Genomic DNA, 22,578 nt, shown 5'->3' on the forward strand with positions numbered 1-22,578 from the left:
GAGATAAGGCTTCACTTAGCCGTTCTGGACTATTTAGATGTCGCACTCCCCATTGCCTCAACGCAGCTGGAAAATAGCAGATCAATCCGAAGCCTTTCAATGAATACAGGGATTCGACTAGGGGTCAATCTGATCAGCTCTGCCGTTGGTATTGCAGTAGGTATGGGGATTGATTACCTCGCCAGCCAACTGGTCCCCGACGAGAGTATCTGGCGCAGAACGGCAGTCGTCGCAGCGGCGACCGCGCTTACAAAAGAGTTAGAGTCCAAAACAATAGGCAAGGTGCTGAAAGCCAATAATATAGCGCAGCCTGTAGTGTTCGCGTCTTCAAAGTTAAACGCCGTCCGGACATGGGATAAAGCCGAAATGAAAAACTCAACGTCGGGAAAAATAAAACTAACCGTCGAAGATTACCGTCCTGACAGACGATCTGGCCGGATGAAACTTGGAAAGTTCGTCGCGAAATACTCAAGCACCAAACTGCTTGGTAAGCTCGGCAAAGCATCTGGCCCGCTCTACGACATTGGGGAAGCCGCGTTTCACTTTGAACATGCAAAAGCCCCAAAAGAATACGTATCAGACCAACTGAACGCTGAGATATCAAAACAAATAAACATCCTTCAGCAACATTCAGACTTTCTACGAAGAGGAATGGGTGCACTGGGCGACAATTCAGAACGTTACACTGTCGAAAACAGCGCCGGCGCCATAGAGTCTTATAGCCACTCACTCCTGAACCAGCGCACTCAGACGACAATAGATCGTCTTCGTGGTTTTAAAGCAGCGCTGAACGCACATCACGTGTAGCGGAAACGGGAATGGGGCATGCAAACATGCGAGTCAGCATTTCTGATCGATATGTCGCACATTTGGATGGGCCGGGCATCCGCGTAATGCCCGATCCCAATTCCATTCGAATTATTTTTCTGAGGTCGTCGTTCTCAAATGCGGCCACGCCGCCCGAAGGTATTGCACCATCGACCACAAAGTCAGCCCTGCTGCGATCATCAGCAGTACATAACCGAGCACGACCCAGAAGGTGAATGCAGGCGGGTTGGCGAGCAGAATGACCAGCGCGAGCATCTGCGCGGCGGTCTTCCATTTGCCGAGATTGGACACTGCAACCTGAGCGCGCGCGCCCAGTTCGGCCATCCATTCACGCAAGGCCGAAATAACGATTTCACGACCGATGATCACAGCCGCTGGCAGCGTCAGCCAGAAGTTGGCGTGGGCCTGGACCAGCAGCACCAGCGCGACGGCGACCATCAGCTTGTCAGCCACCGGATCGAGAAACGCGCCGAAGGGCGTGCTTTGTTCCAGACGGCGGGCGAGATAGCCGTCGAGCCAGTCAGTGGCGGCAGCCAGCGCAAAGACCGAACTGGCCGCCGTATAGCTCCAGTGATAGGGCAAATAAAACAGCAGGATAAAGATCGGAATCAGCAGGACACGTAATACGGTGATCAGATTAGGGATATTCATCGGCACAACTGGCTACGAGGTGAGCGGGCATTCTACTCGCTGTGCAGGCTTGCATAAATCGACTCTGCGAGCTTTTTGCTGATTCCGGGTGCTTTGGCGATTTCTTCGATGCTCGCACGAGACAATTCCTGCAGGCCACCGAAGTGTTTGAGCAGGTCCCGACGCCGCGTCGGCCCAACGCCGGCCACGCCTTCGAGGGTCGATGTGCGGCGGGTTTTGCCGCGTCGAGCGCGGTGCCCGGTAATCGCGAACCGGTGAGCTTCGTCACGGATCTGTTGAATCAGGTGCAGGGCCGGCGAATCGCCCCGCAGGGTGAACTCGTGAGCGGCATCGTTGAGATATAGCGTTTCGAAACCGGCCTTGCGCGTCGTACCCTTCGCCACTCCGAGCAAAATCAGATCAGGCACCGCCAGTTCGTTCATCACGTCGCGCGCCATGTTCAGCTGACCCTTGCCGCCGTCAACCAACAGGATGTCAGGCAGCTTGCCCTCGCCATCCTTGACTTTGCTGAACCGACGAGTCAACGCCTGGTGCATGGCGGCGTAGTCATCCCCCGCCGTCACGCCTTCAATGTTGTAACGACGGTAATCGGACTTGATCGGCCCCTCAGGCCCGAACACCACGCATGAAGCGACGGTCGCTTCACCGCTGGAGTGACTGATGTCGTAGCACTCAAGGCGCTGCGGCGGTTCATCCAGTTTCAGCACTTCGGCCAATGCCTCGAAACGCGCTGCCACGTGCTGACGATTCGCCAGTCGCGCCGCCAGTGCCTGTTCAGCATTGGTCACGGCCAATTGTTGCCAGCGTGCTCGAGTGCCGCGCACGCGATGGCTGATGGTAATTTCACGACCGCGCGAGGCTTCGATGGCTTCGATCAATGCCGGGAAGTCTTCGTTGACTACGTTGACGATGACCTCGCTCGGCAACTCGCGCTCGCCACCGCCGAGGAAGTATTGCGCCAGAAACGCCGACATGACTTCGCCGACCTCCTCCTCGATACCCACCTGCGGAAAGAAATTCTTGCTGCCCAGCACCCGGCCACCACGCACGCTGATCAGATGTACGCAGGCACCGCCCGGATTGACGAACGCCGCGACCACGTCAACATCGCCGGTACCGCCTTCCATACTCTGCTGATCCTGAACCCGGCGCAGTAGACCGATCTGATCACGCAATTCGGCGGCATGCTCGAAATTGAGCTCCATCGCGGCTTTTTCCATCAGCGCGTTCAACTCATCGGTCAGGGCATTGCTGCGTCCTTCGAGGAACATCACCGAGTGGCGTACATCTTCGGCATAGACTTGCGGCTCGACGAAGTTCACGCAGGGCGCCTTGCAGCGCTTGATCTGGTACTGCAGACAAGGTCGGGTGCGGTTCTTGTAAAAGCTGTCTTCGCACTGGCGCACGTGAAAGGTCTTTTGCAGGATGCTCAGACTTTCTCGAATCGCACCCGCACTCGGATAAGGCCCGAAATAACGCCCCTTGGCTTTCTTGGCACCGCGATGGATGCTCAGCCGTGGAAATTCGCCGTCGGACAGATGCACGTACGGGTAGGACTTATCGTCTCGCAGCAGGATGTTGTAGGGCGGCCGCGATTCCTTGATCAGCGTCTGCTCCAGCAGCAGCGCCTCGGTTTCGTTGGCAGTAATGGTGGTTTCAACCTGAGAGATGCGCGCGACCAGGGCACTGGTCTTCGGCGCATGGCCCGTCTTGCGGAAATAGCTGGCGAGGCGCTTTTTCAGGTTTTTGGCTTTGCCCACGTACAGAAGCTTGCCGTCGGTATCGAACATGCGATACACGCCAGGACGGCCACTGCAGGTGGACAGAAATGCACTTGGATCGAACGGTTGGGTCATTTCAGGCGCTGGCATCGACCATGCCGTGACGAACGGCCAGCAGCGCCAGCTCGACGTCACTGCCAATCGAAAGCTTCTCGAAGATACGGTAGCGGTAGGTATTTACGGTTTTTGGCGACAGACAGAGTTTGTCGGAAATGGTCTGCACCTTCTGGCAGCCGACAATCATCAATGCGATCTGGATCTCCCGTTCGGACAACAGATCGAACGGCGAGTTACTGGTTTGTGGCTGGAACGATTTGAGCGCCAGTTGCTGGGCAATCTGCGGACTGATGTAGCGTTGCCCGGCAAACACCAGACGAATCGCCTGGACCATTTCAGTCAACCCGGCGCCCTTGGTCATGTATCCCGCCGCGCCTGCCTGAAGCAATCGTGTTGGAAACGGATCCTCTTCACACACCGTGACCGCCACCACCTTCATGTCAGGGTGGCTGCGCATCAGTTTGCGGGTTGCTTCCAGACCGCCGATGCCTGGCATCTTCACGTCCATCAACACGACATCGGGTTTGAGCTCGCGGGCTTTTTTCAGCGATTCTTCGCCGGAGTCGGCCTGCCCGACCACCTGCAAACCGTCGATGTCGGCGAGCATGCGCGTGATACCTGTCCGAACCAGATCATGGTCATCGACAACCAGCACCCTAATCAAGCAGACACCTCACGAACAATTTATGACGAATGCTCGCCACCTTAGCAAAAAGAAAGTGCAGGACCTAGCTCGAAACAGCGTTCCGGTGGCCATGCCAGATGATCAACAACGATACCGCCAAGCTATCATCATCGACCATGAAACTTGCAAAAAATCTTCAAACGCACGCTTGCAGTCAAACAGCGATGTCAGCCCTCATTCGAAGTGATTTTCTTCTCGACGGCATAAACGGCTTTATATTCGGCCAGCGTCGTCGTCAGTCGTAAAATCGCCGCCTGATCCTCCTTCACCAGCGAGCGATAGCTACCCAGTACCCATTCTTCGACCTCACTGAGGTTTTCGATCGGGGCCGGTGTGCGCGTCCCGGTCAGCACGTACAGCACATCCACGCCTTTGGCTGCAACCGCCGCCAGATAGTCCGCTTTTGGCGTACGGTCGCCGCTTTCATATTTGCCCTGCGCATTGGGCTCCACTCCACCTATTTCTCCGAACGCTCGCTGCGAAAGCCCCAAGCGTTCACGTTCTTCCCTAAGCCGGGCGCCAATTCCACTCATTTGAATGCATAACCTTGTTGACCCCATCCTTACGAATGGTAGAATCGAGATAAATTTAAACAGACTTGAACGGTTTTGAACTATGCCCGGAATCCGCACCGCAGCACAAGCCAAGGCCTGGCTGGAACAACAAGGTAAATCTGTTCAAGAGTTTGCCCGGGAAAACAGCGTCGATCCCGCCACGACCTATCAGATTCTTTCCGGACGAAAGAAGGGGCGTCGTGGTGAGTCGCATAAAGTTGCGGTGCTGTTAGGAATGAAAGTCGGTGTGATCCCGACCGAATTGGACACCAAAAGCGACCAGCCGACAGAGTAAGTTAATTAACCCCTCTTATTTGTAGGAGGTTTCTTCAAAGTTGCTGTTTAAAACCACTAGTCACGGTAAGACTGCTGATAAAACACGCGGCAAAGAATCCGTGGTCAGCGCGAGGTTTGCTGTAACGCAAGCCCCTACGAGTCAACTCTCTGCTCCATCCACAAGAGCGCGGCTTCCTCGCCCACGCAGGTGTAACCGAGGCTGCGATACAGATTCGCCGCCGGGTTGGTCTTGAACACCTTCAGCCGAACACTTTGGCATCCGCGCTCGCTGGCTGTGCGCTGGATGGATGCCATGATCCACGCACCAACGCCCTCGCCGCGGTACGCCTCGATCAATTGAACGTCACGCAGATACAGATAGCTGTCCTCGACCGTGAACCCAAGAAAACCGATCAGTCGTCCGTCCTTGTGCACTCGAAAGCTCTCACGCAATGGCCACTCCGCGTCGAAGGCCTCCGGCAGCCAGACCAGTCCGTAACGGACGTAATAATCACGCATGTTGACGCGGGTCAGCTCCCGGGCAAACGACAGGTCTTCAAGTGTGGCCGGTTGTAGACGCAGATCTGCTTCCTTGACGTTCATCCCTGCGCGCTCCTTGTATTTGACGGACCATCGCACTGCTCGTTCGCATGCATGACAGACTCTCCAGGCCCCTGACCAGACGCACTCAAGCAGGACGCCTTCGTGGCCCCGAGACAGTGCCGAGCAACGCCCCGGTGCGCAACCCTAGTCACAGCCGCTCAATGGCTGCCATTGAATTTTCCAATTGAATAAATACGTTACCCTGAAGTAAGCTCGCCCTCATTCCACGGAGACACACCATGTTACCTGCCATCCCACTGCTGCTTCAGCGCCCTGCCGACGTCTCGCGTCCGGTTGCGGATCTGGCCGCATGGAAGGCAGCAACAATGGTCGGCTTCCCGGCTTCTTATTTTTATGGGTATTGGTTTAGCCACTGGCGCGCCTGATACCCACACGGCGCCCACGAATCACGGGACGCCAACCAGAGATAACTCTACCCCCGGTCGGCCTCCCGACCGGGGGTTTCGTTTTTTTGGCCTTTACAAAATCTGACCCACGCTTCGACTTGAGGATTCACGACATGAACTACAGCACCTATTACCGCAACGACATCGACTTTGCATGGCGATTTAGCAACCTCCGTTCGGGACAGCCTGCCGCCTCCGATCGGTCACTGACAGGTGGCAAATCAACACATACGGCCAACACGCCAAATTGTCGAACACCCCAGTAGGCCCGCGCGGGACAACGCCCGCCGGCCAGGAAGCCCAACTCATGAATTCGTCCGTCGCTGCAAAAAACCTGTCTGATCTGCCGTCCAGCCCTGTGACCTTGATCGACAGCCACCCCGCCCCACAACGTCTTCCCAGCACACTGGCACTGAAAAACCAGTTGCCGCTGGATGCCGCGCTCATCGCGCAAGTCTCGGCCCATCGCCAGTCGGTACGCGCCATCCTCAACGGTGAAGACACCCGCTTGCTGGTAGTGGTAGGCCCTTGCTCCATTCACGCCCCCGAATCCGCCCTTGAATACGCTGAGCGTCTCGCAAATCTCGCCACTGAAGTGAGCGATCAGATGTTGCTGGTCATGCGCGCCTACGTTGAAAAACCCCGCACCACTGTAGGCTGGAAAGGCCTGGCCTACGATCCGCATCTGGATGGCAGCGATGACATGGCCGCGGGCCTCACGCTGTCTCGCGAGCTGATGCGGGAAATGATCCGGCTTGGTCTGCCGATTGCGACCGAGTTGCTACAACCGATGGCGGCCGGATACTTCGACGACCTGTTGAGCTGGGTAGCCATTGGCGCACGCACCACTGAGTCACAGATCCATCGGGAGATGGCCAGCGGCCTGCAGATGCCGGTCGGTTTCAAGAATGGCACCGACGGCGGTGTTTCCGTGGCCTGCGATGCCATTCGCTCTGCCGCCCACGCCCATCGCCACTTCGGTATCGATCGCCACGGGCATCCGGCGATCATCGAAACCCAGGGTAATCCAGACACTCACATCGTCCTGCGGGGTGGTCATGGCGGACCCAACTACGATGCCGCTAGCGTGGCCGGCGTCAATGCAAGCCTGGACAAGAACCGGATTGCCGCACGAATCATGGTCGATTGCAGCCACGCCAACAGCGGCAAGGATCCGCTGCGCCAGCCCCACGTGTTCAATGATGTCCTTCAGCAACGCCTGGCCGGGGACAACACCCTGATCGGCATGATGCTGGAAAGCCATTTGTTCGACGGGTGCCAACCCTTGAGCGACTCGATGCGCTACGGCGTGTCGGTGACCGACGGCTGCCTGGGCTGGGACGGGACCGAGCGCTTGCTACGCGATGCCGTGAATAAGCTGCGCTACAGGTAAAAAATCGGGCGTGGGAAATAGGCCGGATTGACGCGGCCTGCTTCCCCGACGCTCGTCGCTGCTGACAGCAGGCGGCTGCTGACTCATTGATTGAAGACGTAGGAAATCCGGGAATACCCCCTCGTCATATTCCTCAAGGCTTCGAGCCCGGCCGCAAAGCCCTTTAAAATCGCTAGCTATTGGCTCACCCCCCCGTTTTCTCAGAGCCGGGGGACACTCGATTTTCAACTGGGAATGACCACGGCGAAGTCCCATTGCTTTGGTTAACCTCTCCCGCTCAGTCAAGCGAGGGAGTGCTCACCATGAACCATCAGCGCGTCACCACCAAATACCCCATTCTGCTGGTATACGGCTTGTTCGGGCTGGATCGTGTCGGCTGCGCCATGTTCAAGGGGGTAGTCGACGCGCTGGAACAGCTGGGCTGTCGCGTTTACGTACCCGGGCTGGCGGGCGTATACGACAATGAAGGACGCGGCGAGCTGTTACTCGAACGTATCGAACGTTTCATGAAGCGCACGGGCTATCTGAAAGTCAACCTCATCGGCCATGGCCAAGGGGCGCTGAGCTGTCGTTATGCAGCCGCCCTGCGTCCCGATCGGGTCGCCTCCGTGACCTCGGTGAACGGCCCGAATCATGGATCTGAAGTCATCGATCTGGTACGTCAGGCCTTCATTCCCGGCGAGCTGCCCGAAGCACAGGCGACCAGGCTGGTTGCGGGGTACAGCCACTTCATCAGGTTACTGGACCCCGACTCCAATGCCTCGCCGGGACCTCTGTACGCGCTGAGAGAACTCTCCACTTATTCCGTCGCCCAGTTCAACCGACGATTCCCGCAAGGACTTCCTCCGGACTGGGGTGGCGAAGGGTCGGAACGGGTCGAAGGGGTGCATTATTATTCATGGAGTGGCTGCATCCAGCACCCGCCGCCCGGTGAAGAGCAAAACCCGCTTGACCCCCTACACTTGGCATTACGCAGTTACGCACTGCTTTTCGAACGGGAAACCCTTTTCAATGACGGTCTGGTCGGGCGCTACAGTTCGCACCTTGGCAAAGTCATCCGTTCCGACTATCCGATGGATCACGTCGCTGCAATCCATCAGACCGCCGAGGTCATGGATAAAAGCACCGATCCGGTGAAACTTTATGTGGATCATGCAGCTTTGTTGTCCAGCAAGGGCCTGTGACGGTTTTCGCTCTGACGCCGCCCGGAAGGTGCGGCGGAACTTTCTCGAGAAAACAGTCCCTTAATCCGGTAGGCTCTTTTCTTTTTTTCGACAGGAGTACCCCAAATGGCCAAAGCCACTGCCCGCCACATCCTTGTTTCCAGCGAAGAGAAATGCAACGAACTCAAAGCTCAGATCGAAGGCGGCGCTGATTTTGCCGAAGTAGCCAAATCCAACTCCAGCTGCCCATCCAGCCGCCAGGGCGGCGACCTGGGCTCGTTCGGTCCAGGCCAGATGGTCAAGGAATTCGACACCGTGGTCTTCAGCGCTCCGGTCAACGTGGTGCAGGGACCGGTGAAAACCCAGTTCGGCTACCACCTGCTGGAAGTGACCAGTCGTCAAGACTGATCCTGCAGTGATTGCCCCGAACGGCCCGCCCTGAAAAGCGGGCCGTTTGTATTTAGTGCGCAGGCAACCGCTGCTGTATCGATTCCGGCAGAGAAATTGCTTTGCTTTGTCGTATTCGCGGCTCGCCAAGTCCTTGAAGATTCGTGAACCCCGAAGGCGCCGTCATGAAGTCAGCAACCACAGCGATTGTGCGGTTACAAAGATCTCGGCATTGCGGTACCTTGCCACCGGAGGTAACGAACAAGAACAACGAGCAATCAACGGGACAGGCCGCAATCGCCTGCCCATGACCTTCAACCCTGATGTTGCGCTACAACGTCAGTCAGGATTCGTGTAATGCGTTTTGTTTTTTCATCGCTGATGGTTGCAACACTTGTCCTGGTTTCGGGTTTTCAGTCCCTGTCCGCCGCCCCTCAATATGCATTGACTGTTTATGGTGAAGCGCCCCGCTACCCGGCGAACTTCCAGCATTTCGACTATGTAAACCCCGATGCTCCAAAAGGCGGCAGCATGCGCCGCTCTGCACAGGAAATCGGCCAGTTCGACCACATCATGCCGTATCTGGACAAAGGCACCGGGGTGTCCCAGGTCAATGGCCTGCTGTATTCGCCACTGGCGGTCAAGTCGCTGGATGAGCCCTATACCGTTTACGGCCTCATCGCCGAGAAGATGGAGCGCGCCCCGGACGGCATGTCGCTGCGTTTCTACCTGAACCCCAAGGCCCGGTTTTCCGATGGCACGCCGATCACCGCCGACGATGTGCGCTTCACCTATAACCTGCTGATGACTCAGGGCAGCCTGTCTTATCGCACCGAGTTCGGTGATGTGCAGGGAGTGGAAGTCGAGTCGCCGACGCAAATCCGTTTCGACTTCAAAAGCAATGAAAGTCGCACCCTGCCACTGGATCTGGCATCACTGCCGGTGTTTCCCGAGCACTGGTGGAAAGATCGCGACTTCGCCAACGGTGGAGGCTTCGAGGCTCCGGTGGGCAGTGGCCCCTATCGGATCGGTCAGGTCGATCCCGGGCGCAGCATTACCTTCGAGCGCAATGCGGACTGGTGGGCCAAGGACTTGCCGGTCAACCGTGGCATCTACAACTTCGATCATTTCAAGGTCGAGTACTTCGGCGATACCGATGTAGCACGTCAGGTGCTGCGCGGCGGCGGTTACGACTACAACCGTGAATACTCGGCGACGGGCTACTCCATTGGTTATGACAGCGACGCGCTGACCGAAGGCCGCCTGCAACGTGCGCATCTGGCCAAGGGGTCGGTGCAGAGTTCTCAGGGGTTCGTGTTCAATCTGGACCGTCCGAAGTTTCAGGACCGCCGTGTGCGCCAGGCGCTGGCCATGCTCTGGGACTTTGAGTGGACCAACAAGCAGATGATGCGCAACGTCTACGTGCGTCAGAACAGCTATTTCTCCAACAGCGATCTGGCCGCGACCGAATTGCCCACCGAGTCCGAGCTGAAAATTCTCGACCCGCTGCGCGGACAGGTGCCGCCTGAGGTCTTCACCACGGTATTCCATACGCCGAAGACGGATGGCACCGGGTTCATCCGCGACAAACAGCTTCAGGCCCTCGCCCTGCTCGAAGAGGCGGGCTGGATGCCCAAAGGCGACAAGTTGGTCAATGCGGCCGGCGAGCCGCTGAGTTTCACCTTTCTCAATGGCCAGAGCGGCTTTGAAAAGATCCTGCTGCCCTACAAACGCAACCTGGCGCAGATCGGCATCGATTTCGAGATCCGTCGCATCGACTCCGCGCAGTACCTGAACCGGGTCATGGCGCGGGATTACGACATGATCGTGACCGGGTACGGCGTGTCGACTTCGCCAGGCATGGAGCTGTACAACAACTTCGGCTCCAAGGTGGCCATGGACTCGGGCTCCAGCAACTACATGGTGTTGCGCGACCCTGCCATCGATACGCTGATCACCGGCCTTGCCAAGGCTGACAACAAACCCGCGATGATCGACTACGCCCACGCGCTGGATCGGGTCCTGCAATGGGGTTATTACTGGATTCCCAACTATTACCCCCCGGGTTCCTCCACCGTCTGGTGGAACCGTTTCGGCATTCCCAAGGTGCAGGCCAGCAACAGCGAGGCCATCGACACCTGGTGGGAAATCAGCCCACAAGCCCTGACCAACGAACAGTTCGCCCAGCAACGGGGCGCGTCGGCCATTCCTTCGGAGGTCAAGTAATGCTCGGCTACCTGATGAGACGCCTGCTGCTGATCATTCCGACCTTGCTGGCCATTTTGCTGGTGAATTTCTTCATCGTGCAGGCCGCGCCGGGCGGGCCGGTGGAACAGGCCATCGCCAAGCTGCAAGGCGTCGCCGGTGGCACCATCGGCGCCGGCCACACCGAGACCATGAATGCCGGTCAGTCCCGCGCCAGTCGAGGCCTGGACCCCAAGCTGATCAAGGAAATCGAACACCAGTACGGCTTCGACAAACCGCTGCACGAACGCTTGTGGCTGATGCTCAAGAGCTACGCGAAGCTGGACTTCGGCAACAGTTTTTTCCGCGGCGCCAAGGTCACCGACCTGATCCTGCAGAAGATGCCGGTGTCGATTTCGCTTGGGCTCTGGGCCACGCTGATCACCTACCTGGTGTCGATCCCGCTGGGGATTCGCAAGGCCGTGAAGCATGGCAGCCACTTCGATATCTGGAGCAGCACGGCGATTATCATCGGTTACGCAATGCCTGCATTCCTGTTCGCCATGCTGCTGGTGGTGCTGTTCGCCGGAGGCACCTCCTTGAGCTGGTTCCCGGTGCGCGGGCTGGTCTCTGAAAACTTCGACCAGATGACCACGCTGGGCAAGATTGCCGATTACTTCTGGCACTTGGTGTTGCCCGTCGCTTCGCTGGTCATCGGCGGCTTCGCGACGCTGACCATTCTGACCAAGAACTCCTTCTTGAATGAAGTCACCCGCCAGTACGTGGTCACCGCTCGCGCCAAGGGCCTGAGTGAGCGTCGCGTGCTCTACGGCCACGTGTTCCGCAACGCCATGCTGCTGGTGGTCGCGGGCATCCCGCAGGCCTTCATCAGTGTGTTCTTCGCAGGCTCGCTGATGATCGAAGTCATCTTCTCCCTCGACGGCCTGGGGCGCATGAGTTACGAAGCGGCGGTTTCTCGCGATTACCCGGTGGTGTTCGGCTCCTTGTTCATCTTCACCCTGTTCGGGCTACTGATTAAATTGGTCGGGGACATCTGCTACACCCTGGTCGACCCGCGGATCGACTTCAGCGCGAGGAATGCATGATGCGCAGACTGTCTCCGGTGGCTCGCCGACGTTTCGAGCGTTTTCGCAACAACCGCCGTGGGTGGTGGTCGTTGTGGCTGTTTTGCGCGCTGTTCGCCATCAGCCTGTGCGGCGAACTGATCGCCAACGACAAACCCCTGGTGCTCAGTTATCAACACTCGTTGTACTTTCCTGCCTTCAAACGCTACACCGAGCAAGAGTTCGGCGGACAGTTGCCGTTCCAGCCCGACTACCGCAGCGACTATGTGCGTCAGTTGATCAGCAAGGGCGACGGCTGGATGCTGTTCCCGCCGATCCCGTTCAGCGACGACACACCGAACTATGACCTGAACAAACCGGCCCCCAGCCCCCCTTCCGCAATCAACTGGCTGGGCACTGATGATCAGGCTCGCGACGTTCTGGCGCGGGTGATTTTCGGCTCTCGGGTTTCCATCCTGTTCGCCCTTGCCCTGACTGTCATCAGCGCCCTGATCGGCATTGCCGCTGGGGCGCTGCAAGGTTACTACGGCGGTTGGGTGGATTTGATCGGTCAGCGCCTGCTGGAAGTCTGGTCAGGGCTGCCGGTGCTGTATCTGCTGATCATCCTTTCAGGCTTCGTCGAGCCCAATTTCTGGTGGCTGCTGGGGATCATGGCGCTCTTCTCATGGCTGGCGCTGGTGGACGTTGTGCGGGCCGAGTTCCTGCGGGGGCGTAATCTGGAATACGTCAAGGCGGCGCGCGCGCTGGGGCTGGACGACCGCAAGGTGATCATGCGGCACATTTTGCCCAATGCCATGAATGCGACCCTGAGCTACCTGCCGTTCATTCTGACCGGCGCGATTTCGACCCTGACGGCTCTGGACTTCCTCGGCTTCGGCATGCCGGCAGGCAGCGCATCTCTGGGTGAGCTGATCGGTCAGGGCAAGCAGAACCTCCAGGCACCATGGCTGGGTTTTACCGCGTTCTTCACCCTGGCGCTGATTCTGTCGTTGCTGGTGTTCATTGGCGAGGCGCTGCGTGACGCCTTCGACCCGAGGTCCTGACATGTCTGAAAACCTGATTGAAATCCGAGACTTGTCGGTGTCTTTCAATGGAAACACTGTGGTCAGGAACCTCAGCCTCGACATTCCTGCAGGCCAGTGCCTGGCGTTGGTGGGTGAGTCGGGTTCCGGCAAATCGGTCACGGCGCATTCGATCCTGCAACTGTTGCCTCAGGCGGGCACGGTCTGCACCGGCAGCATCCGCTATCGCGGAACTGAACTGCTGGGCGCCGATGGCAAGACGATGCGGCAGATTCGCGGCAATCAGATCGCGATGATTTTTCAGGAACCGATGACGTCGCTCAACCCGCTGCACACCGTTTCCAAACAGATCGGCGAAACCCTGCTGCTGCACAAAGGCCTGAGCGGCAAGGCAGCTAAATTACGCATTCTCGAACTGCTGGAACTGGTGGGCATTCAATACCCGAAGAAACGCTTGAAGGCCTACCCTCATGAACTTTCCGGCGGCCAGCGGCAACGGGTGATGATCGCCATGGCCTTGGCGTGCGAGCCGGAATTGCTGATCGCGGACGAACCGACCACTGCTTTGGATGTCACCGTTCAGAGAAAGATTCTGTTGCTGCTCAAGGAGTTGCAGCAACGTCTGAACATGTCACTTCTGTTGATCAGTCACGATCTCAACCTGGTTCACAGCATCGCGCAGAAGGTCTGCGTGATGCGTGCCGGGGAAATCGTCGAGCAGTCCAACTGCCATACGCTGTTCAAGGACCCGCAACATCCGTACAGCCGGCTGCTGCTGGACGCGGAGCCCGCCGGTGAGCCACTGCCCAGGGACACGCGTGAGAAAGTGCTTGAAGTCGAGAATCTGCGGGTCTGGTTCTCTCTGGGTGGCGGGATTTTCAATCGTCATCATGAATACCTCAAGGCCGTCGATGACATCAGCCTGAGTATCGAGCGCGGCAAAACTCTGGGGATTGTCGGTGAATCCGGCTCGGGGAAATCGACACTTGGTCAGGCAATCCTGCGCTTGCTGGAATCCCGTGGCAGTATCCGTTTCAAGGGTCACGCGCTGGACAGCCTGAATCAGAAGCAGATGCGCCCGTGGCGCAAGCAGATGCAGGTGGTGTTCCAGGACCCTTACGGCAGTCTCAGCCCGCGCATGTCGGTGGCGCAGATCATCAGCGAGGGCCTGGAAGTTCACAGTGAACTGGACAAGGTGTGCTGTGAGAACGAAGTGATTCGCGTGTTGGAGGAAGTCGGCATCGACCCGTTGAGCCGGCATCGCTATCCCCATGAGTTTTCCGGCGGGCAACGGCAACGTATCGCCATCGCCCGCGCTCTTGTGCTCAAACCTGCCTTGATTTTGCTCGATGAACCGACTTCGGCACTGGATCGTACCGTGCAGAAACAGGTCGTTGCGCTGCTGCGCCAGTTACAGGAGAAACACGGGCTGACGTACCTGTTCATCAGCCACGATCTGGCTGTGGTACGGGCGCTCGCCCATGACCTGATCGTGGTGAAGGACGGCAAAGTGGTGGAGCGAGGCGCCAGTCACGACGTATTCGATGCGCCTCAGCACCCCTACACCAAGGAGCTGCTGGCGGCAGCGCATCCGGGATTCAATTGAGAGAACACGGCAATAACCAGCTGTCTGTGCGGCCAGATGCCGGGGAAGCAGGAACTACGGAACAGTGCATGAAAGACAGTGACAGCCTCAAGGATTACCGACGCGTACGGAGGTTAGCGATCCGTTCGTTGTTCGAAATCATCGAGCAGTCCAGTGAAGGTACTGTGATCGTGGACAAGGAAGCGCGAATCGTCTGGATCAACGAGCGCTACGCCAGGCGCTTCGGTCTGGAGGACGCCAGTCGGGCGGTGGGTCAACCCTGTGAAAAGGTGATTCCCGGCAGTTTGCTGCGGCAAGTCGCGAGCAACGGGCAGCCCATCCTGTTGGACATGATGGACACCGCCAAAGACCCGCTGGTGGTCATGCGCCTGCCGATTCATGACGACAGCGGCGGCGTCATCGGTGCGATCGGTTTTGCCTTGTTCGATGAGTTGCATGCGCTGTCGCCCTTGCTCAAGCGCTACCTGAGCATGCAGCAGGAGCTGGCCTCGACTCGCTCCCTGCTGCGCGCACGCCAGGCCAAATACAGCTTCGCGCACTTCATCGGCACCAGCGCCGCCAGCCTTGAAGTCAAACGGCGCGCCCGTCGCAGCGCCAGCACCGACTCTCCTGTTCTGCTGCTGGGGGAAACCGGCACCGGCAAGGAGCTGCTCGCACACGCGATTCATAACACCTCCCCCAGAGCTCACAAACCGTTCGTCAGCGTCAACAGCGCAGCGATTCCCGAGACCCTGCTCGAAGCAGAATTCTTCGGCACCGCGCCGGGCGCATTTACCGGGGCCGACCGACGTGGGCGTCAGGGCAAGCTGCACCTGGCCGAAGGCGGCACGCTGTTTCTTGACGAGATCGGCGACATGCCGCTGCCCTTGCAGAGCAAGTTGCTGAGGGTGTTGCAGGAAAAGGAATACGAGCCTGTCGGTTCGAACGAGATGATCAAGAGCGATGTGCGGCTGATCGCAGCCACCTCCACCGACCTTGAAGCGGCGATCAAACGGGGCGAGTTTCGTGCGGACCTGTATTACCGCCTGAGCGTGCTGCCCATCGACGTGCCGCCCCTGCGCGAGCGACTGGACGACCTGCCCGCCCTGAGCGAAGCCATTCTGGAGGAACTGCGCAGTCAGCACGAACTTGAACCTGAGGCAATGACTGCGCTGGGACAACATGCCTGGCCTGGAAATATCCGCGAGTTGCGCAATGTTCTGGAGCGCGCGGCATTGCTCAGTGACAACCTGCAACTGAGCAGCGAGGAGATTCGCGCCGCGATTGGCACCGTGGTTCCCATCGAAGAGGACGTTGCGTGGGGGAGACAGGCAGCCCCGCTCTGCGAGGAAACCTACAGCGAAGCCCGTGAACGCTTCGACAGGGAGTTGATACAGGCCAGGCTGGCACAGTGTCGGGGTAATGTAATTCTGGCGGCGCGGCAACTGGGACTGGGGCGCTCGACGCTTTACAAGAAAATGGCGGCATTGGGGATTGCAGAGTCTCACTAAAGAGACATATCGTCCCGCTTTCGGGAAATACCGCCTTTTACTTGCAGCGGTCGGCTTGCCGGCGGTTGGGCCTTGCAATCGCTACCGTCGGCAAGCCGGACTGCTACAAAAAGATCACTCCACGTCTCGATATAGAGACAAGAAATTCAAACTTTATAACCTTTATTTAGAAAACCGTTTTAAATCAGTCTGTTAGCGTAATGGCACGAAACTAGCTATACCTCCTGTTACGCGGCTCGACCGCATACATAACAAAAACAACAGGAGACACTCGATGAGTGTGATCATCGCCCTGGCGGCCCTCGCGCTGCTGATGCTTGCTGCATACCGTGGTTACAGCGTTATCCTCTTCGCCCCGATCGCCGCCCTCGGCGCGGTCTTGCTGACTGATCCATCCGCCGTGGCACCCGCCTTCACCGGCGTGTTCATGGACAAGATGGTCGGCTTCGTCAAACTCTACTTCCCGGTGTTTCTGCTCGGTGCCGTGTTCGGCAAGCTGATCGAGCTCTCCGGCTTCTCGCGCTCCATTGTCGCTGCCGCCATTCGCCTGCTGGGTACGCGGCAGGCCATGCTGGTGATCGTGCTGGTGTGCGCACTGCTCACATACGGCGGCGTTTCGCTGTTCGTAGTGGTGTTCGCGGTTTACCCCTTCGCGGCCGAGATGTTCCGCCAGAGCAATATCCCCAAGCGTCTGATTCCCGCGACCATTGCCCTCGGTGCGTTCTCGTTCACCATGGACGCCCTGCCCGGCACGCCGCAGATTCAGAACATCATCCCGTCGACCTTTTTCAATACCACCGCCTGGGCCGCCCCGTGGCTGGGCCTGATCGGCACGGTGTTTGTGTTCTGCGCGGGCATGCTCTTCCTCCAGCGTCAGCGCAACAGGGCGCAACGCGCGGGCGAGGGCTACGGCACCGAGTTGCGCAACGAGCCGGAAACCGCCACAGACATCAAGCTGCCCAATCCCTGGATCGCACTGGCGCCCCTGCTGCTGGTGGGCGTAATGAACCTGCTGTTCACGCAATGGATTCCACAGTGGTACGGCAAGACCCACACCCTCGCCCTGCCGGGCATGGCGACCCCTGTCCAGACCGAAATCTCCAAGATCACCGCGATCTGGGCCGTGGAAGCGGCGTTGCTGGTGGGCATCGTGTTTGTCCTGCTGTTTGCGTTTGGCGCGGTGAAGTCCAAGCTGGCGGAAGGCAGCAAGGGTGCCGTCAGCGGCGCCCTGCTCGCAGCCATGAACACCGCTTCGGAATATGGCTTCGGCGCGGTCATCGCCTCGCTGCCGGGGTTTCTGGTGTTGGCCGATGGGCTCAAGACCATCCCCAACCCGCTGGTCAACGAAGCGATCACCGTGACCCTGCTCGCAGGCATCACCGGTTCGGCGTCGGGCGGCATGAGCATTGCGCTGGCGGCGATGTCAGACAGTTTCATCGCAGCTGCCCACGCCGCCAATATCCCGCTGGAAGTGCTGCACCGGGTCGCGGCCATGGCCAGCGGCGGCATGGACACGCTGCCGCACAACGGCGCGGTCATTACCCTGCTCGCGGTCACCGGCCTGACCCACCGCGAGGCGTACAAGGATATTTTCGGGATCACTATCATCAAGACCCTGGCGGTTTTCGTGGTGATCGCCACGTTCTATGCAACCGGCATCGTATGAGGAATCGAACATGAGTCTGCAAGGTAAAACCGCACTGGTCACCGGCTCCACCAGTGGCATCGGCCTGGGCATCGCCCTGACGCTGGCCAAGGCTGGAGCGAACCTGGTGCTGAACGGCTTTGGCGACGCCTCGGCGGTGATCGAGCAGGTCAAGCAGTACGGCGGTAAGGTTGGCCATCATCCAGCCGACGTCAGCGATGTGGCGCAGATCGCCGACATGATTGCCTACGCCGAGCGCGAATTCGGCGGCGTGGACATACTGGTCAATAACGCGGGCATCCAGCATGTGGATGCGGTCGAAGACTTCCCGGTGGAGAGCTGGGACAAGATCATCGCGATCAACCTGTCGTCGGTGTTCCACAACACCCGCCTCGCGTTGCCAGGCATGAAAGCCAGGGGCTGGGGGCGCATCGTCAATATCGCGTCGGTACACGGCCTTGTCGGGTCGACAGGGAAAGCGGCGTACGTCGCCGCCAAGCACGGGGTGATCGGCTTGACCAAGGTCGTGGGTCTTGAGACCGCAACGTCCAACGTGACCTGTAACGCGATCTGCCCGGGCTGGGTGCTGACCCCGCTGGTGCAGAAGCAGATCGATGACCGTGGCGCCGAAACCGGTGATCTTGAGCAAGCCAAGCATGACCTGCTGGCGGAGAAACAGCCGTCGCTGGAGTTCGTTACGCCTTCGCAACTGGGCGAATTGACGTTGTTCCTGTGCAGTGAGGCGGGTGCGCAGGTGCGCGGTGCGGCATGGAATATCGATGGTGGCTGGTTGGCGCGGTAAGCCTGCGTAAACGCATAGTGCCTTGCGCCTCGGTTTCGCTGCCGTCTTGACCTGCGGCGTCTCCCACAGATTTGTGTCGATCCCAAGATCCCGACACGCTGCAAACACTGTAGGAGACGCCGGAGCAATGCAGCTTCTGGGCTTGGCTACTCAGGAACCAGGCTCATCCCGCTCGTCCACGAGCCCCCAATCCTTCACGTCCACCTGAGCTGCAGGCTGCGGCGCGGGAGGCGGTGTGGTGATGTGGCTGACGCCGCTTTCAGTGTGCAACTTCAAGCGCAAGCGCACGTTGTTTGCCGAGTCGGCGTTTTTCAGGGCTTCGTCTTCAGTGATCGCGCCCTCCACCGCCAAGTCATACAGCGCGTTGTCGAAGGTCTGCATGCCCAGGTTGGTGGACTTCTCCATGATGCCCTTGAGCTCGGTCAGCTCGTTGCGGTGGATCAGGTCACGGATGGTCGGGGTGCCGAGCATCACTTCCACGGCCGCACGGCGCTTGCCGTCCTTGGTTTTTACCAGCCGTTGCGAGACGAACGCCTTGAGGTTGTTGCCCAAATCGTGCAGCAACTGCGGGCGACGTTCCTCGGGGAAGAAGTTAATGATGCGGTCCAGCGCCTGGTTGGCATTGTTCGCGTGAAGAGTCGAGATCGCCAGATGCCCGGTGTCGGCAAATGCCAGGGCATGCTCCATGGTTTCCCGATCGCGGATCTCGCCGATCAGAATCACATCCGGCGCCTGGCGCAGGGTGTTCTTCAGTGCCGCGTGAAAACTGCGGGTATCAACCCCAACTTCACGCTGGTTGATGATCGACTTCTTGTGTTTGTGGATGAACTCCACCGGGTCTTCAATGGTGATGATGTGGCCGCTGGCGTGACGATTGCGGTGATCGATCAGCGCCGCGAGCGACGTAGACTTGCCCGAACCGGTGGCGCCGACGAACAGCACCAGGCCGTGTTTTTCCATCACCACGTCCAGCAACACGGGTGGAAGGTGCAGGTCTTCGAATTTCGGGATATCGAGCTTGATGTTGCGCGCGACGATGGACACTTCGTTGCGCTGCTTGAAGATGTTGATCCGGAAACGACCGATGCCCGACAGGGAAAACGCCAGATTCATCTCAAGCTCGCGGTCAAAATCCACGCGCTGCTCGGCATCCATGATGCCCTCGGCGATCAACGCCACGTCGCCGGGCTTGAAGGCCTCGGTGCCGAGCGGCTTGAGCACGCCATTGAACTTGGCGCAGGGCGGCGCGCCCGTGGAGAGATAGAGATCCGATCCGTCCTGGGTGGCAAGAACCTTCAACAACGCCGGGAAATCCATAAGTCACACCGCACATAAAGGTTTTAAGAAGACAGCAGGTCGACACCATTCAAGTGCGACCATCGACCCACACCAACGTTCGCTGAAGGTTAGCGTAACGCTCGTCTGACCAAGGTGAAGGAAATTACCTGAAATCCCGCGACAAAGGCATAATGCGCGGCTTTTTTATCGAGGCGATTTTCATCATGAAAGCTCAAGCCCGCCACATTCTGGTCAAAACCGCCGAAGAGGCCGAACAGCTCAAGCAGCGCATCGCCAAGGGCGAGGCGTTCGATGTGTTGGCGAAAAAATATTCGACCTGCCCCTCAGGCAAGCGCGGCGGGGACCTGGGTGAAGTGCGCCCCGGCCAGATGGTCGGGGCGATCGATCAGATCATCTTCAAAAAGCCCCTGCGCACGGTGCACGGGCCGGTGAAGAGCAAATTCGGCTATCACCTGGTGCAGGTGTTTTACCGGGACTGATCAGGCAGGCATCACGCTGCGCGGAATCAACGCACCCGGATGCTGGATCACCAGGCTCGCCAGACGATGCCCGGCTTGCGCCGCTTCCTGCGGGCTGCCGCCACGCAGACGCCTGGCCAGATACGCCGCACTGAACGAATCCCCTGCTGCCGTGGTGTCGATGACCTTCTGCACCGGGTGGGCGGCGACCTCGTAGCGACGGTTGTCCGCGCGCACCAGACAACTCTGGGCACCACGCTTGATCACCACTTCGCTGACACCCATATCGCGATAAGCGGTCATGATCTGCTCGCTGTCGGTGTAGTCGAACAGCGCCTGTTCGTCCTCTTCCGTCAACAGCGCAAGGTCCACCTCATGCATGACCGCCCGGTAGGCTTGGCGTGCCTGATCGACGCTGCGCCACAGGCGTGGCCGATAATTGTTGTCGAACACCACGCGCGCGCCGCGATCACGGGCATCACCCAGCGTCGATAACAAACGCGCCCGACCGACTTCACCCAACACCGCCAAGGTGATGCCGCTGAAATACAGCACATCGTATTCCGGCAGCGCCGCCAGAATCGGATCGGCCGCAGGCGTGGTGAAGCACTCACGCACCGCGGCTTCGTTGCGCCAATAGAGGAAACGTCGCTCGCCATTCGCGTCGGTCTGGATGCAATACAACCCCGGCAGACGGCCCGGCAGGCGCTGCACGCGACTCAGGCCAATGCCCTCCTCGGCCCAGATCGCGCACATGGCATCGCTGAAACTGTCATCGCCCAGCGCGGTGACGTAATCCACCTGCGACGCCGACCCCAGCAAGCGCGAGAGATAGACCGCCGTATTCAGGGTGTCGCCACCGAAGCTCTGTTTCAGCGTGCCATTGGCGTGCTGCTGCAGCTCGATCATGCATTCGCCGATCAGCGCCACGCGCGGATGACTGTGACTGAGAAATTCGCTCATCGCAGTCTCCGGTCAGAAGAAGGTTTCAAAGGATTCGATAACCGCCAGATCATCACCCACCAAACAACCCACTCGCCATTTGTCGAACGTCAGGCAAGGGTGCGAAGTGCCGAAGGAGACGATGTCGCCGACCTTCAACTCGCAGCCAGGGGCAACGGTCATGAACGCGTGCTGGTCCATGACTGCGGTCACCTTGCAGGCGCTCACGTCATCGCCTTTGGCGGGCAAAACGCCGGGCTTGTAGCGCTTGATCGGATTCGGCATGCCGGCGTCGAACGCCACATCGCGTTTGCCCAGCGCGATCACGGCAAACCCGGGCTCTGGCATCGACTGCACGTGAGCCCAGACTTCCAGCGCCGGCTGCAGGCCTTCGTTCAGGTCCTGGCGACGATCCAGGACGCAGCACTGGGCTTCTTTGTAAATGCCGTGGTCATGCACCACGTAGCTGCCGGGACGCAGCACCGCGAGGAAGCGATCGCGAACCTGCTGTTTATCGAACTCTTCGGCGATCAGGTCGTACCAGGCTGAACCCGACGCGGTGACGATGGGGCGATCCAGCGCAAACGCGCCCTTGTCTTGCAAGGTGACGGCCAGGCGCACCAGAGACGTTGCGAATGCGCGAATGCCACTGATGGCCTTGTCGCCATGAATCACGCCTTCATAGCCTTCGATACCCGTCAGTTTGAGTGCCGGTTGAGCAGCGATGGCGTCGGCCAAGGCCATGACTTCTTCTTCGCTGCGGCAACCGCAACGCCCGCCGACGACGCCGTATTCGATCATGACGTTCAGGTGCAGGCCTTTCTGGGCGAAGAACTCACCCAGCGCCTTGACGTTATCCGGGTGGTCGACCATGCAGTGGAAGTCGAACATCGAGTCAGCCAGCATCTCAGCGATGATCGCCATGTTCGGCGCGCCGACCAGTTGGTTCGCCATCAACACCCGGCGAACACCATGGGCGTAGGCTGCGCGGGTTTGAACCGCTGTCGCCAGGGTCATGCCCCAGGCGCCATGCTGCAACTGACGCTGGAACAGCGCCGGGACCATGCTGGTCTTGCCGTGAGGCGCCAGTTCTGCGCCGCTGTCGCTGACAAACTTCTGCATCCAGCGCAGGTTGTGCTCCAGTGCCTTGTCGTGAATGACCAGCGCGGGCAGGCTCACATCCAGTACCAACTGGTCGCCCGGCTTGGCGGCGCCCTTTTCTACTGTGGCAATCGTCATGTCTGTTCTCCGGAATTCTTG

Annotated in this window: 21 protein-coding genes; 13 read left to right on the plus strand and 8 right to left on the minus strand. The window is 58.9% G+C overall.

Features of this window, described 5'->3' with window-relative positions:
- Window positions 1–99: 99 nt before the first annotated feature.
- The gene (locus BWR59_RS23860; protein WP_081568105.1) at window positions 100–807 is read left to right on the plus strand and encodes a hypothetical protein; all 708 of its coding nucleotides are present in this window, start codon (window positions 100–102) and stop codon (window positions 805–807) included.
- Window positions 808–918: 111 nt separating this feature from the next.
- Here the strand turns inward: BWR59_RS23860 and pgsA are convergent, their stop codons facing one another.
- The 4 genes from pgsA to BWR59_RS23880 form a co-directional block, all read right to left on the minus strand.
- Window positions 919–1,479: a CDP-diacylglycerol--glycerol-3-phosphate 3-phosphatidyltransferase gene (gene pgsA / locus BWR59_RS23865; protein ID WP_081568106.1), complete on the minus strand. Its 561-nt coding sequence runs from the start codon at window positions 1,477–1,479 to the stop codon at window positions 919–921.
- 32 nt (window positions 1,480–1,511) lie between these two features.
- The gene (gene uvrC / locus BWR59_RS23870; protein WP_081568399.1) at window positions 1,512–3,335 is read right to left on the minus strand and encodes an excinuclease ABC subunit UvrC; all 1,824 of its coding nucleotides are present in this window, start codon (window positions 3,333–3,335) and stop codon (window positions 1,512–1,514) included.
- A gap of 1 nt (window position 3,336) precedes the next feature.
- The gene (gene uvrY, locus BWR59_RS23875; RefSeq protein WP_081568107.1) at window positions 3,337–3,981 is read right to left on the minus strand and encodes a UvrY/SirA/GacA family response regulator transcription factor; all 645 of its coding nucleotides are present in this window, start codon (window positions 3,979–3,981) and stop codon (window positions 3,337–3,339) included.
- Between the two features lie 188 nt (window positions 3,982–4,169).
- Window positions 4,170–4,535, minus strand: coding sequence for a helix-turn-helix transcriptional regulator (locus tag BWR59_RS23880; protein ID WP_081568108.1), 366 nt, complete (start codon window positions 4,533–4,535; stop codon window positions 4,170–4,172).
- 82 nt (window positions 4,536–4,617) lie between these two features.
- Here BWR59_RS23880 and BWR59_RS23885 point away from each other — a divergent pair, with 82 nt between their 5' ends.
- Window positions 4,618–4,851: a DNA-binding protein gene (locus BWR59_RS23885; protein ID WP_081568109.1), complete on the plus strand. Its 234-nt coding sequence runs from the start codon at window positions 4,618–4,620 to the stop codon at window positions 4,849–4,851.
- Window positions 4,852–4,985: 134 nt separating this feature from the next.
- Here the strand turns inward: BWR59_RS23885 and BWR59_RS23890 are convergent, their stop codons facing one another.
- Entirely contained in the window at window positions 4,986–5,435 is a 450-nt protein-coding gene (locus BWR59_RS23890) for a GNAT family N-acetyltransferase (RefSeq protein WP_081568110.1), read from the minus strand.
- Window positions 5,436–6,149: 714 nt separating this feature from the next.
- Between BWR59_RS23890 and BWR59_RS23895 the strand changes: the two genes are divergently transcribed.
- The 10 genes from BWR59_RS23895 to BWR59_RS23940 all read left to right on the plus strand — a co-directional run bounded on the left by BWR59_RS23895 (window position 6,150) and on the right by BWR59_RS23940 (window position 18,619).
- A complete protein-coding gene (locus tag BWR59_RS23895) occupies window positions 6,150–7,235 on the plus strand; it encodes a 3-deoxy-7-phosphoheptulonate synthase (RefSeq protein WP_081568111.1) in 1,086 nt (361 codons plus the stop codon).
- A 302-nt stretch (window positions 7,236–7,537) separates the two neighbouring features.
- Window positions 7,538–8,419: an alpha/beta fold hydrolase gene (locus BWR59_RS23900; RefSeq protein ID WP_081568112.1), complete on the plus strand. Its 882-nt coding sequence runs from the start codon at window positions 7,538–7,540 to the stop codon at window positions 8,417–8,419.
- 105 nt (window positions 8,420–8,524) lie between these two features.
- Window positions 8,525–8,806 (plus strand): peptidylprolyl isomerase, encoded by a 282-nt coding sequence (locus tag BWR59_RS23905; RefSeq protein WP_027898593.1) that lies wholly within the window; start codon window positions 8,525–8,527, stop codon window positions 8,804–8,806.
- A gap of 336 nt (window positions 8,807–9,142) precedes the next feature.
- Entirely contained in the window at window positions 9,143–11,011 is a 1,869-nt protein-coding gene (locus tag BWR59_RS23910; protein WP_081568113.1) for an extracellular solute-binding protein, read from the plus strand.
- Window positions 11,011–12,075, plus strand: coding sequence for a microcin C ABC transporter permease YejB (locus BWR59_RS23915; protein WP_081568114.1), 1,065 nt, complete (start codon window positions 11,011–11,013; stop codon window positions 12,073–12,075). The genes BWR59_RS23910 and BWR59_RS23915 overlap by 1 nt, the downstream gene beginning before the upstream one ends.
- Window positions 12,075–13,097 (plus strand): ABC transporter permease, encoded by a 1,023-nt coding sequence (locus BWR59_RS23920; protein ID WP_081568115.1) that lies wholly within the window; start codon window positions 12,075–12,077, stop codon window positions 13,095–13,097. The genes BWR59_RS23915 and BWR59_RS23920 overlap by 1 nt, the downstream gene beginning before the upstream one ends.
- Window position 13,098: 1 nt before the next feature.
- Window positions 13,099–14,682 (plus strand): ABC transporter ATP-binding protein, encoded by a 1,584-nt coding sequence (locus tag BWR59_RS23925; protein WP_081568116.1) that lies wholly within the window; start codon window positions 13,099–13,101, stop codon window positions 14,680–14,682.
- Window positions 14,683–14,750: 68 nt separating this feature from the next.
- On the plus strand, window positions 14,751–16,172 hold the full coding sequence (locus BWR59_RS23930) for a sigma 54-interacting transcriptional regulator (protein WP_081568117.1): 1,422 nt from the start codon (window positions 14,751–14,753) through the stop codon (window positions 16,170–16,172).
- Window positions 16,173–16,446: 274 nt separating this feature from the next.
- Window positions 16,447–17,838 (plus strand): GntP family permease, encoded by a 1,392-nt coding sequence (locus BWR59_RS23935; protein ID WP_081568118.1) that lies wholly within the window; start codon window positions 16,447–16,449, stop codon window positions 17,836–17,838.
- Window positions 17,839–17,848: 10 nt separating this feature from the next.
- Complete coding sequence (locus BWR59_RS23940; RefSeq protein WP_081568119.1) at window positions 17,849–18,619, plus strand: 3-hydroxybutyrate dehydrogenase; 771 nt, start codon at window positions 17,849–17,851, stop codon at window positions 18,617–18,619.
- Between the two features lie 150 nt (window positions 18,620–18,769).
- Here BWR59_RS23940 and BWR59_RS23945 read toward each other — a convergent pair whose 3' ends face one another.
- Complete coding sequence (locus BWR59_RS23945; protein ID WP_081568120.1) at window positions 18,770–19,936, minus strand: PilT/PilU family type 4a pilus ATPase; 1,167 nt, start codon at window positions 19,934–19,936, stop codon at window positions 18,770–18,772.
- Window positions 19,937–20,121: 185 nt separating this feature from the next.
- Between BWR59_RS23945 and BWR59_RS23950 the strand changes: the two genes are divergently transcribed.
- On the plus strand, window positions 20,122–20,397 hold the full coding sequence (locus tag BWR59_RS23950) for a peptidylprolyl isomerase (protein WP_081568400.1): 276 nt from the start codon (window positions 20,122–20,124) through the stop codon (window positions 20,395–20,397).
- On the opposite strand, the gene BWR59_RS23955 is transcribed toward BWR59_RS23950, so the two are convergent.
- Both BWR59_RS23955 and BWR59_RS23960 read right to left on the minus strand, forming a co-directional pair.
- On the minus strand, window positions 20,398–21,339 hold the full coding sequence (locus BWR59_RS23955; protein ID WP_081568121.1) for a sugar kinase: 942 nt from the start codon (window positions 21,337–21,339) through the stop codon (window positions 20,398–20,400).
- Window positions 21,340–21,351: 12 nt separating this feature from the next.
- Entirely contained in the window at window positions 21,352–22,557 is a 1,206-nt protein-coding gene (locus BWR59_RS23960; RefSeq protein ID WP_081568122.1) for an amino acid deaminase, read from the minus strand.
- Window positions 22,558–22,578 lie beyond the last annotated feature (21 nt).

It is taken from the genome of Pseudomonas sp. Bc-h, from assembly GCF_002080045.1.
Classification (GTDB): Bacteria; Pseudomonadota; Gammaproteobacteria; order Pseudomonadales; family Pseudomonadaceae; genus Aquipseudomonas.

Excerpts from the sequence above, each read along its gene's own strand:
- BWR59_RS23945 (WP_081568120.1), bottom strand. The coding sequence starts at position 19,936 with ATGGATTTCCCGGCGTTGTTGAAGGTTCTTGCCACCCAGGACGGATCG.
- pgsA (WP_081568106.1), bottom strand. The coding sequence starts at position 1,479 with ATGAATATCCCTAATCTGATCACCGTATTACGTGTCCTGCTGATTCCG.
- BWR59_RS23960 (WP_081568122.1), bottom strand. The coding sequence starts at position 22,557 with ATGACGATTGCCACAGTAGAAAAGGGCGCCGCCAAGCCGGGCGACCAG.
- BWR59_RS23935 (WP_081568118.1), top strand. The coding sequence starts at position 16,447 with ATGAGTGTGATCATCGCCCTGGCGGCCCTCGCGCTGCTGATGCTTGCT.
- BWR59_RS23890 (WP_081568110.1), bottom strand. The coding sequence starts at position 5,435 with ATGAACGTCAAGGAAGCAGATCTGCGTCTACAACCGGCCACACTTGAA.
- BWR59_RS23925 (WP_081568116.1), top strand. The coding sequence starts at position 13,099 with ATGTCTGAAAACCTGATTGAAATCCGAGACTTGTCGGTGTCTTTCAAT.
- BWR59_RS23880 (WP_081568108.1), bottom strand. The coding sequence starts at position 4,535 with ATGAGTGGAATTGGCGCCCGGCTTAGGGAAGAACGTGAACGCTTGGGG.
- BWR59_RS23910 (WP_081568113.1), top strand. The coding sequence starts at position 9,143 with ATGCGTTTTGTTTTTTCATCGCTGATGGTTGCAACACTTGTCCTGGTT.
- BWR59_RS23915 (WP_081568114.1), top strand. The coding sequence starts at position 11,011 with ATGCTCGGCTACCTGATGAGACGCCTGCTGCTGATCATTCCGACCTTG.
- BWR59_RS23930 (WP_081568117.1), top strand. The coding sequence starts at position 14,751 with ATGAAAGACAGTGACAGCCTCAAGGATTACCGACGCGTACGGAGGTTA.
- BWR59_RS23905 (WP_027898593.1), top strand. The coding sequence starts at position 8,525 with ATGGCCAAAGCCACTGCCCGCCACATCCTTGTTTCCAGCGAAGAGAAA.
- BWR59_RS23955 (WP_081568121.1), bottom strand. The coding sequence starts at position 21,339 with ATGAGCGAATTTCTCAGTCACAGTCATCCGCGCGTGGCGCTGATCGGC.
- BWR59_RS23940 (WP_081568119.1), top strand. The coding sequence starts at position 17,849 with ATGAGTCTGCAAGGTAAAACCGCACTGGTCACCGGCTCCACCAGTGGC.
- BWR59_RS23885 (WP_081568109.1), top strand. The coding sequence starts at position 4,618 with ATGCCCGGAATCCGCACCGCAGCACAAGCCAAGGCCTGGCTGGAACAA.
- BWR59_RS23950 (WP_081568400.1), top strand. The coding sequence starts at position 20,122 with ATGAAAGCTCAAGCCCGCCACATTCTGGTCAAAACCGCCGAAGAGGCC.
- BWR59_RS23860 (WP_081568105.1), top strand. The coding sequence starts at position 100 with ATGAATACAGGGATTCGACTAGGGGTCAATCTGATCAGCTCTGCCGTT.
- BWR59_RS23895 (WP_081568111.1), top strand. The coding sequence starts at position 6,150 with ATGAATTCGTCCGTCGCTGCAAAAAACCTGTCTGATCTGCCGTCCAGC.
- BWR59_RS23920 (WP_081568115.1), top strand. The coding sequence starts at position 12,075 with ATGCGCAGACTGTCTCCGGTGGCTCGCCGACGTTTCGAGCGTTTTCGC.
- BWR59_RS23900 (WP_081568112.1), top strand. The coding sequence starts at position 7,538 with ATGAACCATCAGCGCGTCACCACCAAATACCCCATTCTGCTGGTATAC.
- uvrC (WP_081568399.1), bottom strand. The coding sequence starts at position 3,335 with ATGACCCAACCGTTCGATCCAAGTGCATTTCTGTCCACCTGCAGTGGC.